This is a genomic window from Paenibacillus tuaregi (genome assembly GCF_900086655.1).
Classification (GTDB): domain Bacteria; phylum Bacillota; class Bacilli; order Paenibacillales; family Paenibacillaceae; genus Fontibacillus; species Fontibacillus tuaregi.
Window position 1 is genome coordinate 973368 of the sequence record NZ_LT575476.1, and the last position, 13851, is coordinate 987218.

General features: G+C 50.3%; 13 protein-coding genes. 10 read left to right on the forward strand and 3 right to left on the reverse strand.

Features of this window, described 5'->3' with window-relative positions; all coding sequences use genetic code 11:
• Nucleotides 1-8: 8 nt before the first annotated feature.
• On the forward strand, nucleotides 9-887 hold the full coding sequence (locus BN6628_RS04495) for a GNAT family N-acetyltransferase (protein ID WP_068614863.1): 879 nt from the start codon (nucleotides 9-11) through the stop codon (nucleotides 885-887).
• Nucleotides 888-911: 24 nt separating this feature from the next.
• Entirely contained in the window at nucleotides 912-1469 is a 558-nt protein-coding gene (locus BN6628_RS04500) for a GNAT family N-acetyltransferase (RefSeq protein ID WP_082926789.1), read from the forward strand.
• A gap of 47 nt (nucleotides 1470-1516) precedes the next feature.
• On the opposite strand, the gene BN6628_RS04505 is transcribed toward BN6628_RS04500, so the two are convergent.
• Complete coding sequence (locus BN6628_RS04505) at nucleotides 1517-2281, reverse strand: carbohydrate-binding protein (protein WP_068614870.1); 765 nt, start codon at nucleotides 2279-2281, stop codon at nucleotides 1517-1519.
• A gap of 334 nt (nucleotides 2282-2615) precedes the next feature.
• Here BN6628_RS04505 and BN6628_RS04510 point away from each other — a divergent pair, with 334 nt between their 5' ends.
• Both BN6628_RS04510 and BN6628_RS04515 read left to right on the forward strand, forming a co-directional pair.
• On the forward strand, nucleotides 2616-3038 hold the full coding sequence (locus BN6628_RS04510) for a GNAT family N-acetyltransferase (RefSeq protein ID WP_068621969.1): 423 nt from the start codon (nucleotides 2616-2618) through the stop codon (nucleotides 3036-3038).
• A 186-nt stretch (nucleotides 3039-3224) separates the two neighbouring features.
• Complete coding sequence (locus tag BN6628_RS04515; protein ID WP_068614873.1) at nucleotides 3225-3680, forward strand: acyl-CoA thioesterase; 456 nt, start codon at nucleotides 3225-3227, stop codon at nucleotides 3678-3680.
• 302 nt (nucleotides 3681-3982) lie between these two features.
• Here BN6628_RS04515 and BN6628_RS04520 read toward each other — a convergent pair whose 3' ends face one another.
• Together BN6628_RS04520 and BN6628_RS26780 are read right to left on the reverse strand one after the other, a co-directional pair.
• Nucleotides 3983-4267, reverse strand: coding sequence for a DUF4183 domain-containing protein (locus tag BN6628_RS04520; protein WP_068614876.1), 285 nt, complete (start codon nucleotides 4265-4267; stop codon nucleotides 3983-3985).
• Between the two features lie 119 nt (nucleotides 4268-4386).
• Nucleotides 4387-5205: a DUF4183 domain-containing protein gene (locus BN6628_RS26780; protein ID WP_082926790.1), complete on the reverse strand. Its 819-nt coding sequence runs from the start codon at nucleotides 5203-5205 to the stop codon at nucleotides 4387-4389.
• A gap of 475 nt (nucleotides 5206-5680) precedes the next feature.
• On the opposite strand from BN6628_RS26780, the gene BN6628_RS04530 reads away from it, so the two are divergent.
• The 6 genes from BN6628_RS04530 (at nucleotide 5681) to BN6628_RS04555 (ending at nucleotide 13678) form a co-directional block, all read left to right on the forward strand.
• Nucleotides 5681-7387, forward strand: coding sequence for an amylo-alpha-1,6-glucosidase (locus BN6628_RS04530; protein ID WP_068614879.1), 1707 nt, complete (start codon nucleotides 5681-5683; stop codon nucleotides 7385-7387).
• A 141-nt stretch (nucleotides 7388-7528) separates the two neighbouring features.
• A complete protein-coding gene (locus tag BN6628_RS04535) occupies nucleotides 7529-9271 on the forward strand; it encodes a sensor histidine kinase (RefSeq protein WP_068614881.1) in 1743 nt (580 codons plus the stop codon).
• Nucleotides 9258-10475: a response regulator transcription factor gene (locus tag BN6628_RS04540; RefSeq protein ID WP_068614884.1), complete on the forward strand. Its 1218-nt coding sequence runs from the start codon at nucleotides 9258-9260 to the stop codon at nucleotides 10473-10475. Before BN6628_RS04535 ends, BN6628_RS04540 begins: the two co-directional genes overlap by 14 nt.
• Before the next feature lie 115 nt (nucleotides 10476-10590).
• Nucleotides 10591-11853 carry an ABC transporter substrate-binding protein gene (locus tag BN6628_RS04545; protein ID WP_068614886.1) on the forward strand — a complete coding sequence of 421 codons (1263 nt, stop codon included), beginning with the start codon at nucleotides 10591-10593 and terminating at the stop codon, nucleotides 11851-11853.
• A 26-nt stretch (nucleotides 11854-11879) separates the two neighbouring features.
• Nucleotides 11880-12866 (forward strand): carbohydrate ABC transporter permease, encoded by a 987-nt coding sequence (locus BN6628_RS04550; RefSeq protein WP_068614888.1) that lies wholly within the window; start codon nucleotides 11880-11882, stop codon nucleotides 12864-12866.
• Nucleotides 12866-13678: a carbohydrate ABC transporter permease gene (locus BN6628_RS04555; RefSeq protein ID WP_068614891.1), complete on the forward strand. Its 813-nt coding sequence runs from the start codon at nucleotides 12866-12868 to the stop codon at nucleotides 13676-13678. The genes BN6628_RS04550 and BN6628_RS04555 overlap by 1 nt, the downstream gene beginning before the upstream one ends.
• Nucleotides 13679-13851 lie beyond the last annotated feature (173 nt).

Below are 13851 nucleotides of genomic sequence, written 5' to 3' on the forward strand. Positions count from 1 at the left end.
ACGGTTGTATGGAAATCAGACGCTTATCGGCATGTACGCTGGAAGAAGCGGTGCAAGCGTGGAATGACGGATTTGAAGGGTACTATTTCAATGCCACGACAACACCGGAAGCATTCATAAAAAGAATGACGATGGAGGAACTGTCACCCACCTTGTCTGTTGTAGCTTTCAAGGATAACCGCCCAGTGGGCATTGTGCTCAGTGGGGTCCGCGATTCGGGTGGACGCAGAATTGCTTGGAATGGCGGAACAGGAGTGGCTATGCCGCTCCGCGGCTCAGGCAATGGGCGTACCCTTATGGAAGCCTCCATTGCTGCATTGAAGGAGGAAGGTGTGGAGTTGTCCACGCTCGAAGCGATCAGCGAGAATGCCAAGGCCATTGCTCTATATGAGAAGCTCGGTTATAAGATTGTGGATCAGCTTGAGCATCTTAATCTGAAAGGAGCGGCCCCCGCAAATCCGCTTCCTGCCGGTATTCAAGGCTATACGGCAAAGAGGGTTGCTCCGGTGCAAGCGGGTCAGCTTCCATTCTATAGGGCAGACTACACATGGCAGACACAATGGCAGAATGCCAAGGATGGCGAGGCGGTCATTATTCACGATGAATCGGGGACACCCGCCGGATATGCGTATTTCCGCAAAACATACAGCCCGGCTGGGATACATACGGCTACCACGCTGTTTCAGTGTGAGGCAGCTCCGGGCCATTCACAGGCAGAAGGGATTATCCGGTTGATGCTGGCGTATGTGTTCGGCGATTTCAATGACGACATTAATCGGATCGTCCCGAATGTGCCGCTCACGGCAAGTGCTCTTACCTATTCGGTTCTCCGGGAGGCCGGCTTCACTACAATGGCGGCTCAGGTGCAGATGGTCAAAGAACTGTAAGCCCGCCTAAACAAAGGAGAAGTTATGATGAGTGAACAGATTAAGTCACTTAAGTACTTAGATGGAGAAAGAATTTTTCTGCGCAGGATCACCGACACCGATGTGGATTATTTCCTAAAAGCCGTATCCGATCCAAAGATCCGGAGGCTGACCGGAACAACCTCCTTCTTCACCAAACCTCAGCTGGAGCAGGCAATTGAAAAGTGGAGCCTGGATGACAGCCGGATTGACCTTGTCATCTGTCTCAAATCCGATTTCAAGGTGATCGGGGATCTGGCAATTATGGATGTGGATTACCGGGAGCGGAAAGGCAGCTTCCGTATCGCAATCGCAGATGAGGCCTACATGAGTAATGGGTATGGAAGCGAAGCCCTTCATCTGATCATTCCTTATATGTTCAACACGCTGAATCTGCGCAAAATCAACATCAATGTGTATGCTTACAATGACCGGGCTATTAGAACGTATGAGAAATTGGGTTTTGTCCGGGAGGGCGTTATCCGGGAAGATCTATATTTCGACGGGGAGTACCACGATAATATCCTGATGGGACTCTTCAAGCATGAATACATTCCGCGTTGACAGAAGGGGCCGTCCTCAAAGACGGCCCCTTCTTATGGTAGATCGGATTATCTGTTAACTAGGTAGTTGCTTCCATAATTGTTATCCCAATAGGTTTGTCCATTAACAGTGTAAGAGATAGCGTATTTAATTTGGGACACACCGGAGTCAATATTGTTGATACTGAAATGCCATTCTTGTACGCTGCTATCGGAGTTAGCTGGCCCATAGTAAGTGGCGTAGCCTTCTTTGGTTGTATTCCAATTATCTGTGGTATACTCGATTTTAACTGTTTTGTTGTAGTCCAGGTTTTTAACGAATACACCGCCTGCGAAGGTGTTCTGAGTTAAAGAATCGAAAGCGCGAAGAACGTTCGGTCCGCCAAGAATGGTCGAGCTCATATTATAACGGCTGACGGAATAGTTCTGTCCGTTATTATTATCCCAGTACGTTTGACCACCGGTTTCATACTTGATTGCGAATTGAATGTTTTGAGCGTTTTGGAGCTGCGGGTTCGTAGTGTCCCCACTGTAAGTGGAAATTGCGAAGTTCCACTTCTCATGCGAAGAGTCTGTTGGACCTTGATAGGAAGCAGGCGTATCATACCACTGACCGTTTCCAGGAGTATAATGGATGGTTACGGTTTTCTGGTAGTTCAGGTTATTTACTTCGACACTGCCGCTAAATCCCACATAGCCATACTTGTAAGCATAGAGATTGGCCGAAATCAATTGAACCGGCTGGTCACTAGCAAAAACAGATGGTGCAAACGTTAGCGCCAAAATCGATAAAAAAGCCAAACTTGATAGATGCTTCTTCATTCTTCTTAACATTTCATACCATCTCCTATAATTTTTATATATTCCAAAGTAAAAATACCACTAAATTTTCCAAAAATAAACACTTATTCGGAAAAGTTTTGAAGTTTTTCGTGGAAACGGTTGCACATAAGGGGTTATAAAAGCAATAAGTACTACGCTGCCGATGATTTGCAACCTGGATATATCTGGTCAAATGCACGATAGTGTATTATCCTGTTTATGACTATTTCAAGAGGAGATGAACGACATGGAGCTGACAACAATTAACGGCCAATAACTATGGTGGTTGTCTTTAGAAAATACAGCCACCCTTACATTCAAATAAAGGTGGTTACTTCATATGAGTATGAATCATCCCTATGAAATTATAGATAGACTTCCAACGGTACAGGAGCATCAAGCTTTATGGGAAGCGGTAGGCTGGGGCAGCGTAAATACAGAGATGACAAAGGAATCACTCGCCCGCTCCCTATATGGAGTCGTTGCGGTTCATCAAGGGAAGACCGTTGGCATGGGCCGGATTGTAGGCGATGGGGCGATGTACTTTTACATTCAGGATGTGGCCGTTCTGCCGGAGCATCAAGGGAATGGAATTGGAGCCCGAATCATAGAGCGGGTTATGGAATTCATCGCCGAGCGCCGTTTTCCGAACGGGGTCGCTTTTGCCGGGCTTTTTGCCTCGGAGGGCAAGGACAAGTTTTATGAGAAGTACGGTTTCCAAGACTACTCACCAGGCATGACCGGCATGTTTAAGGTGCTGGACAAGTAAAAGGATTGCATTAGAGAGAAGCACTTTCTGGTCCTGTTGGGCAGAGGGTGCTTTTATTTGATTTGCCTTGGAAAGCTGCTTGTACTCAGGTCATCTTTATCCAGTAAATCCAGTCATGTTATGATGATGGAATATCCGGTTTCATACTAGAAGGTGCAATCCGGCACCGCGAGAGGGGTTTGTAGCATGCGCAAAGAATCTTTTGTCCAGCCTGATCCGGAAAGCTGGCTGGCTAAATTCCAATTCTTCATTCCGATTAAGGTCCGTTACTGCGAGACCGATCTGCTGGGACATGTGAATAATGTAAGTTATTTTATGTATTTTGAGCAGGGGCGTATTGAGTACTTTGAGAACCTGGGATTGACGCAGGACTTGTTCAGTGATGAACGCGTATCCGTCGTAGCTGATCTGGAGTGCCAGTATCTGGCGCAAATCTATTTGAGAGACCCGCTCAAGCTGTATATTCGGGTAGCCAAGCTTGGCCGTTCGTCCATTGATGTGGAGTATGCCCTGGTGGCTCATGATGAACTGAAGGCGGCTGGCAGGGGTGCAATTGTACTAATAGATACCAAAACCGGCAAAAGCACGCCGATCCCCGACTCGGCCCGCGAGGCGATCCGGAGCTTTGAGAAGATGGAGTAGCTGCGTGCTGATTTAATTTTTAGTAGAAGACAAGACAGGCATACCCGACCTATTGAGGCTGATGTGCCTGTTTTTGGTATTGAAGATATCCCTGTTGTTGTCCAAGCTGAACAGTTCAATGAAGTAGATAATTTCCCGGTATTTCTCGTTAACCTTATTATGTCTTACTTCAATTTTGTTGAGATGTGTGCTGTGGAGATCTTCCTGGATAGAAAGATAATTTAACTTAGTCTTAATAAAACCCGCCCTGTAGAACAGAGCGGGTCTTGAAGAAACAAGGCTTACGGTAAAACTATAGCGGATTAGGAAACAACGAATTGAACTAAGATTGGTGTTCCGGCATCCAACGCATCGCCACCAGGAATAGTTATCGTTGTTGTGGTAACGGTAGAAACATCAGCTGTCTGCATCACGCCATTCACATAAAGATTGTAATAATTATACGATGCCGGAAAAGCCGTAGCAGCTGTACCGGCATCGTTGGTGAACGCTGTTGCAGCAATTGCAAATGTTGCCCCAGTTCCTGTTCCAGCTCCAATAGTTGAAGTGAATCTTCTGCTGTTTTGATACGGTGTTACGATTGCCATCTTCATTACCTCCCCTTTTTTTTGAAGAGCATGCAGAAATCCAAGTATAGAACTTAGAAGCTTGCCTGATCTTCATATTTATTAAATTCAGAAGGTTTGAAAGATGCGAGGGCTAACTATCAAAAATTGCTAGACAATATAACATTTGCTGTTACCTGCACGATTTCTAACACGAAAGGTGTGCCAGCATAGATCGTAGAGTCCTGAGCGGATAGAACCAAGGCTGCCGGATTAACGCTGTATAAGTATCCTGGCTGAAGAATCCCGTTAATATAAAGATTGTAATAACTGTCGGGGCCGAGACCGGCAAAACCCTCAACAGGTGCCCCCGTGTCATTCGTGAATTGATTATCAGGAATCGTAACCGGCATAGTTAAATCAAGATCGGTGTCCGGTTCATAAAAATAACGGTTTATTGCAGGAGTAACGGCAATCCCGGGAATAATTAATTCTCCAGGAGGCCCTTCGGGTCCTGTTGGACCTTGAGGCCCAGTTGCTCCTTGAGGTCCTGCTGCTCCCTGGGGCCCTGCTGCCCCTTGGGGTCCTGTTGCCCCCTGGGGTCCTGTTGCCCCTGGAGGTCCCGGTGGTCCTGATGGTCCCGGAGGCCCTGATGGTCCAGGAGGCCCCGATGGCCCCGGGATCCCTTGAATCCCCTGTGCTCCTTGGGGTCCTGGCGGTCCTTGGGCTCCCTCAACTCCCTGAGCTCCCGCAGCCCCGGGGACCCCTTGAAGACCTTGGACCCCCGCAGCTCCTACAGGTCCAATAATTCCTTGTTGTCCCCGGGGGCCTTCAGCTCCGCCTGGCCCTCCCTCACCCGAGGAACCAGGGCCCCCTTGTGTCCCTGGAGGTTCTTGAATCCCGCACATTTTGGCTATTTCGGCCCGGATTTGGGATTTAGCTTTTTGTATGGCAGCTTGTAAAGCTTGCTGATCAATCATAGTTCGAGGTTTTTGCTTTCTCCTTAATGGTTTCTTACAAAGACGCTTCTTGTGAATACCTGCTCTTTTGATTCTTTGTGCATATCTGTATTTCCGTCCAGATCTCCAACTTCCGGGCCTTTGTGTTACCGAATACTTCAATCCCGCCACCTTCCCCTAGGTAAAAGAGTGTGTGTAGATGTCATATCTATATGTCAAATGCACACTCCGGGAGTGGACGAATAGCCTAGATCCAATTAGCAAGAGACCATTTTGAATGAAAATAGGCTCCACAATATTGAGGTGTTATCTTGCAGGCTTTCTATATAAACAAGACAAAATTACACCTTACGCCTAACAAAAAAAACCCTATATAACCATTCTGCATCTTTGCCCAACATTTTAACTCCCCATCCCAAACACCTGTCTGTTCCGAACCTTTCCGCCCTCAGATACAATGAAAGCGCATACTTTCTGCCAAAGGAGCCTACCCGCTATGAACTTTGATCTTAATGTGGTTCCCTTCAGCCGAAGAGGAACATTTCTGGCGATTTCCGAACTGCCTGAAGCCGGTGAACGGCAAGAGGGCCTTTATTTGCGGACCGTCCGTGGTGGGGACGATAAATTTGGGGAAGCTTTTCTTATTGAATTGCTTGATAAGCACGGTCAGTTCATTCCTTATGAAGCCCAGGCGTCCCCTTCACTGCTGCGTTTAGATACAGACTCGGCCCCGGTCTATGCGGAGGTCTGCATGACAGACGCCCATACGGTCCGATTCCGTACGAAGGGATGCGGCCTCCGGCTGACCTTCCGAACCTCCGCATACGACTACGCTTACGAACACAGCGTTGGTAACTGGGAAGTTAACAGCTTCACCCATGAGTGCAGGTTTATGCTGATCAGCTTAACCGGGAAGCTTCAGATGGAAGTCCCTTGGGACAAAATCAAGAGCTCCCGGATTGTGGCAGAATTCTCTCCCGAGGAGGGCACGGATTCGGTCGAGTTCGCGGTACAGGAGTTCCGCACCGTGTGGGAGCCATGTGAAAGCTGGGCGCCTTGGGAGCAAGCCGCAGGTGCGGTTCGTGAGGAATTTGACGCTTGGCTGAATGCCAGCTTGACGGTGCCGGAGCGCTGGCAGGCCGGCCGTGAGCTCGCGGCGTACATTACCTGGTCCTGCCTTGTTCCTGATGAAGGATGCTTGACCCGGCCTGCTATGTATATGTCCAAGAACTGGATGACCAATATCTGGAGCTGGGACCACTGCTTCAATGCCATGGCTCTGGTCAGGAATAATCCGAAGCTGGCCTGGGACCAATTCATGATTTTCTTCGACCGGCAGAATGAGAGCGGCTTGATTCCCGACTTTATTAATGACAAGTATGAGCTGTGGAATTGCAACAAGCCGCCGATTCATGGCTGGACGCTCGCCTGGATGATGCAGCGTACGGACTTCATCAAGGAGTCTCATCTGCGCGAGGTATACGGACCCCTGTGCAGGTGGACGAACTGGTGGTTCTATTACCGTGATCATGATGGGGACGGAATCCCGCAGTACAATCACGGTAACGATTCCGGGTGGGATAACAGTACGGCGTTTAACAACGGCATACCGGTCGAAAGCCCGGATCTGGCTACGTTCCTGATTCTGCAGATCGAGGTGCTTGCCGAGATCGCGGGGCTGCTTGGTCTTACCGACGAAAGCGCCGCCTGGCGGAGGCTGGGAGAAGAGACACTAGAGCGGATGCTGCGCCACTTCTGGAAGGGCGGCCGATTCATCGCCTGCCGCTCCGGAACCCACGAGGTGTCCGAGGGGGACAGTCTGCTGCTGTTCGTGCCCATTCTGCTTGGGAAGCGACTGCCGCAGCACATTTTGCAATCCCTGCTGGAGGGGCTGCGGGATGAGAGCCGCTTCCTGACGCCGAACGGTTGGGCCACGGAAAGCGTGAAGAGCCCTTATTACACGCCGGACGGCTACTGGAGGGGGCCAATCTGGGCGCCTTCAACGATGCTGCTGGTGGAAGGGGCTGCCGCCGCAGGAGATATAGAGCTGGCCCGTGAAGTGTCCCACCGGTTCTGCAGCATGCTGGACAAAAGCGGCATGGCTGAGAATTTTGATGCCCTAACAGGTGAAGGGCTGCGCGACAGGGCTTTTACCTGGACATCAAGTGTGTTCCTGATTCTGGGACACGAGTATACAACCTGAATGTAATACATGCACTTCCTCCCGGACAACCGGGTCTAAAGGGAAGTGCTTTTACCATTTAACGGGATGTTCCCCGTCCAGCCCGTCCATGCTACACTTCAAATACATATGCGGTATATAAAAAGTGGGGGATGAGAGGTCATGTTCATTCGTCTTGGCAAGCAGTTCTACCAACGCTTCTCCGTTCACTCTTATCGCAGTATTAGGGCCAAGCTGCTCTTTTGTTTCCTTATTGTGACGATTATTCCCCTTCTCTCTTTGGGGGCTCTAAATTATTATCAATCAGCCAAAGTTATCAATTCCCAGTTCGGCAAATACGGGGAAAATACGGTTGCCCAGCTTGACCAGCAGATCAGTTCATCGCTGAGCCGGATGAACCAGACGACAGGAACGATCTATTCGTACCTGCTGGACCCCGCCCGCGCGGGGCTTGGCAATCAGGTTCCCTCTACGTATCAAGAGATCATGGATAAGGATGATTTCGAGGCGCTGCTTAAGTCGCTTAAGACCGACAAGACAACCGGAATCTATTTGATTACGCGATCGGGGTATTACTATGGTGAGAATAATCTTGATGTGAGCAAGCTGGACAGCATCCCTGCCTGGCGGTCCATGACGAGCGTATCCAAGGGGGCCCACTGGCTGGGCTTCTACCCGATGAACCATGGCATGGGAGATACACAGCATCAGGGTGAGCCTGTTCTGGGTCTGGCTGTGAGGATTAACAACCCGAAGGGAGCACAGCATGGCAGCACAATTCTAATTGAAGAGAATGCCGAGGGGCTTCTTCGTATGTTTCATATGTTCGAAGGGGATACAAAGGCGCATCTGACGGTCAAAGACCCGGCAGGCCTGACCATTTATGAGACCAAGGCCGCGTTCACCCCAAACAGCAGTGACGTAGTCTGGAACCGGACACTTGCCGCCAACGGGTGGAAGATTGAGGCTAGGCTGCCCGCTCAGGCCTTCTATCTGTCCTCTAACCTGATCAGGTCCAATACCGTTGTTGTGGCCGTTGTTTCCTGCCTGCTGGCGTTTGGCCTGGCTTATATTTTCTCATCCAGGTTCACAGCCCGGATCAGAAGATTGAAGGATGCCATGCAGAAGGTCAGTTTCGGCAAGCTGCATACGAGAACGCTTGTAGAGGGCAAGGATGAGCTTGGAAGCCTGGATACCAGCTTCAACCGGATGGTCAGCGGGATACAGTCGCTGGTTCAGGAGGTGGAGATCAGCGAGAGGCTGAAGAAGGAGGCCGAACTCAAGGCTTTTCATTATCAGATCAACCCGCACCTGCTGTTCAATACGCTCAATTCCATCCAGTGGAAAGCGCGGCTCCAAGGGGCTGAAGACATTCGTCAGATGATTTACCATCTGACAATGGTGCTGGAAGGGAATCTGGATATTTCCCAGGAGTTGATACCGCTTGGGCGGGAACTGCGGATGATTGAACATTTTCTAAAAATACAGGAGGTCCGTTACGGATCGGTGTTCACCTATGAGCAGGTGTGCAGTGAAGATTTAAAGCCATACCTGATCCCGCGTATGACACTACAGCCGCTGTTTGAGAATATTTTCTTTCATGCCTTTGAGGATGGGGAGGGAACGATCAGGCTTCGTGTTGAGGAGGAAGGCGAACAGTTGGTTCTTACCCTGTCTGATGATGGGGCAGGAATGACCGAGGAGAAGCTGAAGCAGCTGAACACTCAAAGGCCTAAGGAGCAGCCGAAAGGAAGAGGTGGGCTTGGGGTGCAGAACGCGAACCAGAAGTTCAAGCTCCATTTCGGCCTCCAGTATGGCTTGACCGTCCATTCAAGAAAAGGCGAAGGCACCACCATTGTAATCCGTTGGCCCAAGAAGGAGGAGAATCCGCATGGAGACAGCTAAGATGATAAAAGTACTGCTGGCCGATGATGAGAGTATTGTGCGTAAAGGACTTCGATCCACGGTGCCTTGGCATAAATACGGCATGGAAGTGGTCGCGGATGCGCCAAATGGTCTAAAAGCCTGGGAGGCTTACCAGACGCACCGGCCACAGGTGATCATTACCGACATTGTTATGCCGGAGATGAATGGGATAGAACTGCTGCGCAAAGTGAAAGAAGCCGATAAGGAAGCGAGAATCGTTCTGCTGAGCTGCCACCGGGACTTCGAGTATGCCCAGCAGGGAATCAAGCTTGGCGCTTCTGGGTATTTGCTCAAGACCGCGTTTGAGGATGAGGAGCTGGAGGGCATGCTGGAGAAGTTCCAGGCGGAACTAACGGCCCCAGCTGCGGTGGAGAACGTGGTGGAGGACAGCCGGGAGGAGCGGCTCGGTTCCCTGCTGCTTGCCTGGCTCAGCGGGCACAGTGACAAGTTCATCGCAAAGATCGGCTGTTTTGTCCAGGAGGAGTGGTTGCCGGGGGAAGGCCCGCTGTATGTATACCTGCTTAAGGCGGGCGGCTGTGGCGGCAATGCGGAGGTGCTGGACACAGCTCAAGACCGGGAAGGACGGCTGCTGCGCGGTGTTGCGGTCATCCCTTACGGCGAGGAGCTGTGTTATTGGATTGTGCCTGCTTCGGCTGCCGAGACAGCCGATAGTCTGCTGCTGCAGATGAAGAGTAAGGCGGAGAAGCTGAGGTGGGCCCGAAGAGGACCGCTGCCGCTGGAAGATACGGGGGGGATCAGCTCGGCCTTCCGCGAGCTGCACAAGGAGGCTGAGCTTGAGAAGCTGCACGGCATCTCGTCCGGCGATTGGCCTGAGCCGATATGGAAGGCTGTGAAGCTGCTGTACGATAATCCGGGTGCGGATTGGTCAGTCAGCGATTTGGCGGGACAGGTGGGCCTCAGCCGCAGCCATTTCTCCACCTTGTTCAAGAAGACGGTGGGAGACAGCTTCGTGGCCTTCCAATACAAGCGGAAACTGAAGCTTGCTACCGAGCTGCTTCGCGGCACCCAGCTGACGATGCAGGATATTGCCGAGAGGACGGGGCTTGGCGACAGCAAATATTTCAGTAAATGGTTCAAGCGGTGTATGGGTCTGACCCCCAGCCACTACCGGACCCAACAAAAAGGCGCCCTATCCAGGACAGATGAACACCCTAAGGATTAAATCGGACAAAAATACGCAAACATTCGAATAGATATCGGTTTTGAACCGCTTTCATAAAAGTTAAGATGAAAGCGGTTCAATTATTATAACCTCATTCAAAGGGGAGGCTGCCACAATGAAAAAGAAAATTTCACTTATTGTACTTGCCACAACGTTAATGGCAACCATGGTCACAGCTTGCGGGGGAACAGGTGAATCCTCATCCTCAGGCGGCGCGAATTCGGGGCAGACGAAGATGCTCAGGTTCGCCACATGGGACACCGGTGACGCGCTGAAGATTGAGCAGGACATTGCCAAGAAGTTTGAAGCAGCCCATCCTGGAACGAAGGTACAGGTGGAGGCTTATGCCGACGGTTTCGACCAGAAGCTCGCAGCCGGATTTGGAGCGACCAACCCTCCTGATGTGATGTATATGTGGGATTTCCCAACATATCATCAATCCCTGGAACCACTCGATACTTATGCAAGCAAAGATAAAGACTTGAATATTGATGATTTCTATCCGGGCCTGTTCAACTACGGAAAGATTGACGGCAAGCTGTACGGAATTCCGGCAGGCTTCACCACCCGCGTCGTTTATTACAACAAGAAGCTGTTCGATGAGGCGAAGGTTCCTTATCCGAAGGACGGATGGACCTGGCAGGACTTTCAGAACATTGCCGCCAAGCTAAGCGATAAGTCGAAGAAGCAGTACGGCTTCGGCGTGCGGGCTGAGAATGATACGTACGATCTGCAGGGCTTTGTCTGGAGCAATGGAAGCTCCTTCATCTCCGATGACGGCAAAAAGATTGATGGTTACATGAACAGTAAGGAAACAGCTGAGGCGATTCAAATGCTCGGCGACATGGTCAAGAACGGCTCGGCCGTACTGACTGGCGGCAAGGGGCAGCAGAGCGGCGATGATATCTTCAAAGCCGGCAAAATCGCGATGTGGGAAAGCGGAATCTGGCCGCTGGAATCGTTCAAGACAGCAGGCATTGATGTAGGCACCGTTGAAATCCCAGCCTTTCCGGGCAAACCGGTTAAGGGTGTGCTGGCAGAATCGGCCTTGTCGATCGCCAAGGATTCCAAGCAGAAAGACCTGGCTTGGGAGTTCGTGAAATTCTATGTGTCCAACGAATCCATCAAGATGCGTGTCGCCGATCTACCGGTAAGAGTCAGTGTCGTGAACGAGCTGAAGAAGGATCAGGACCCACTTTATAAGCCTTACTATACGATGCTTGAACGCTCCAGCAACACACCGGCCTTCCTGCTGAATCCGAAGTGGAATGAAGTGAACCGTCAATTGTCCGCAGCGGTGGAATCAGTCATGCATGGAAGCAATGCCCAGGAAGTGCTGAATCAGGCTGTCAAAGACAGCGAGCGTTATTTGAAATAACACTAATACAGAAAGAGGGTTAAGAGATGGCTCAGAACTTTCTGCAGCAAGCAGAGGAACCCGCAGTCCAGCTCAAGCCTACACGAAAAAACAGATGGGGTGGGGCTATCCCCTACCTCTTCATTTTCCCGTGGATCTTCGGGTTCCTCGTGTTTACCTTGGGGCCGCTACTATTCTCCCTGGTCATTTCATTCTTTGATTGGCCGATTGTAGGCGAAGTTCATTTTATCGGTTTTGGCAATTATGCGGATATGTTCACGGACGATCCTCTGTTCTGGACTTCACTCTGGGTCACCTTGAAATTTGCGGCTCTGTTCGTGCCGCTCAACATCATTGTGGCGTTGGGGCTTGCGATTCTCTTGAATCAGAAAACACGCGGCAGCGCAATTTTCCGGACCGCCTTCTATATCCCTTCCGTAATTTCCGGGGTGGCCCTGGCAATGATCTGGTCCTGGGTCTACAGCGGCGACTATGGAATTCTGAATTATTTCTTGTCCATATTCGGTATTCAAGGCCCTGATTGGCTGAATGATACCAAATGGTCGCTGGTTGCAATGGTGGTTGCGAGTCTATGGGGACAGGGCTCGATGATGCTAATCTTCTTGGCCGGACTTAAAGGGATTCCGAAAGATCTTTATGAATCCGCTTCCATCGATGGTGCGGGCAAAATCAGACAGTTCTTCAGTGTCACCATCCCAATGATCACACCAACGATCCTGTTTAACTTGATTACTTCTATCATTGCGGCTTTCCAGCAGCTTACGCTGGCCCTCCTGCTCACCGGCGGCGGCCCGATGAAGGCCACATATTTCTATGCTATGTACATGTATGAGAATGCTTTCAAATACTTCAAGATGGGTTACTCGGCGGCCAACGCCTGGTTCATGTTCCTGATTGTGCTCAGTCTGACCTTCATCGTGTTCAAATCGTCGGAGGCCTGGGTGTTCTACGAAGGCGAGATGAAGAAGAACCCTCAGAAGAAGCTGGAGGCGCAAGGAAGGAGAGGTTCTTAGTGAAAAAAGTAGTCGTTTACGCACTGCTGATTTTTTTCTCACTGCTGTTCATCGCACCGTTGTTCTGGGCGGTTACGACCTCGTTGAAATCACCTACAGAGCTGTATCTGTTCCCGCCGAAGTGGATTCCTTCGGAATGGAAGTTCAGCAATTTCGCTGAGTCGTGGAACATTCAGCCTTTTAACACCTTTTTGAAAAATACGCTGATTATTACGGTTATGGCTACGATCGGCCAGTTGATCTCTTGTACGCTTGTTGCTTATGGCTTCGCCAGATTCAGCTTTAAGGGCAGGGACTTCTTGTTCCTGATTGTGCTGGCTACCATGATGATTCCATGGGAAGTTACCATGATTCCACAATATATGGAATTTAATTATCTGGGCTGGATCAACACACTTAAGCCCCTTATTGTCCCGTCATTCTTTGGTTCCGCCTACTTTATCTTTCTGCTTCGCCAATTCATTCTCACGATCCCGAGGGAGCTGGATGAAGCGGCCACCATTGATGGGGCGAGCAAGCTGACAGTGCTTATGCGTATTATTGTTCCGCTGATGGGACCTTCACTGATTCTGGTTGCGGTGTTCCAGATTATGAGCTGCTGGAACGATTATCTCGGACCGCTCATCTTCCTGAATGATCAGATGAAGTACACGCTAACGCTTGGCCTGTCCCAGTTCAAAGGCATGTATGGGGTGGATATGCAGTCGATTATGGCGATTACCTGCCTGATCTCGATTCCGCCGTTGGCCATATTCTTCTTCGCCCAGCGCTACATTGTTGGGGGCATTGCGACCACCGGGATAAAGGGTTAGTTCAGCGGGACATCTGAATCTCGGACAGGTATCAATAAGGCAGCGATGCCGACCAAGGCAGGAATCTGCTGGAGCAGCGTGGGCATGTAGATAAATAGAACCCGCCGAGTTCCAAGGTATGATCTGACTGGACTTTTGTAGAAAACAACCTGACTAGTGTTGGTTTGTAGAAG

Excerpts from the sequence above, each read along its gene's own strand:
- BN6628_RS04495 (WP_068614863.1), top strand. The coding sequence starts at position 9 with ATGGAAATCAGACGCTTATCGGCATGTACGCTGGAAGAAGCGGTGCAA.
- BN6628_RS04500 (WP_082926789.1), top strand. The coding sequence starts at position 912 with ATGATGAGTGAACAGATTAAGTCACTTAAGTACTTAGATGGAGAAAGA.
- BN6628_RS04505 (WP_068614870.1), bottom strand. The coding sequence starts at position 2,281 with ATGTTAAGAAGAATGAAGAAGCATCTATCAAGTTTGGCTTTTTTATCG.
- BN6628_RS04510 (WP_068621969.1), top strand. The coding sequence starts at position 2,616 with ATGAATCATCCCTATGAAATTATAGATAGACTTCCAACGGTACAGGAG.
- BN6628_RS04515 (WP_068614873.1), top strand. The coding sequence starts at position 3,225 with ATGCGCAAAGAATCTTTTGTCCAGCCTGATCCGGAAAGCTGGCTGGCT.
- BN6628_RS04520 (WP_068614876.1), bottom strand. The coding sequence starts at position 4,267 with ATGGCAATCGTAACACCGTATCAAAACAGCAGAAGATTCACTTCAACT.
- BN6628_RS26780 (WP_082926790.1), bottom strand. The coding sequence starts at position 5,205 with ATGATTGATCAGCAAGCTTTACAAGCTGCCATACAAAAAGCTAAATCC.
- BN6628_RS04530 (WP_068614879.1), top strand. The coding sequence starts at position 5,681 with ATGAACTTTGATCTTAATGTGGTTCCCTTCAGCCGAAGAGGAACATTT.
- BN6628_RS04535 (WP_068614881.1), top strand. The coding sequence starts at position 7,529 with ATGTTCATTCGTCTTGGCAAGCAGTTCTACCAACGCTTCTCCGTTCAC.
- BN6628_RS04540 (WP_068614884.1), top strand. The coding sequence starts at position 9,258 with ATGGAGACAGCTAAGATGATAAAAGTACTGCTGGCCGATGATGAGAGT.
- BN6628_RS04545 (WP_068614886.1), top strand. The coding sequence starts at position 10,591 with ATGAAAAAGAAAATTTCACTTATTGTACTTGCCACAACGTTAATGGCA.
- BN6628_RS04550 (WP_068614888.1), top strand. The coding sequence starts at position 11,880 with ATGGCTCAGAACTTTCTGCAGCAAGCAGAGGAACCCGCAGTCCAGCTC.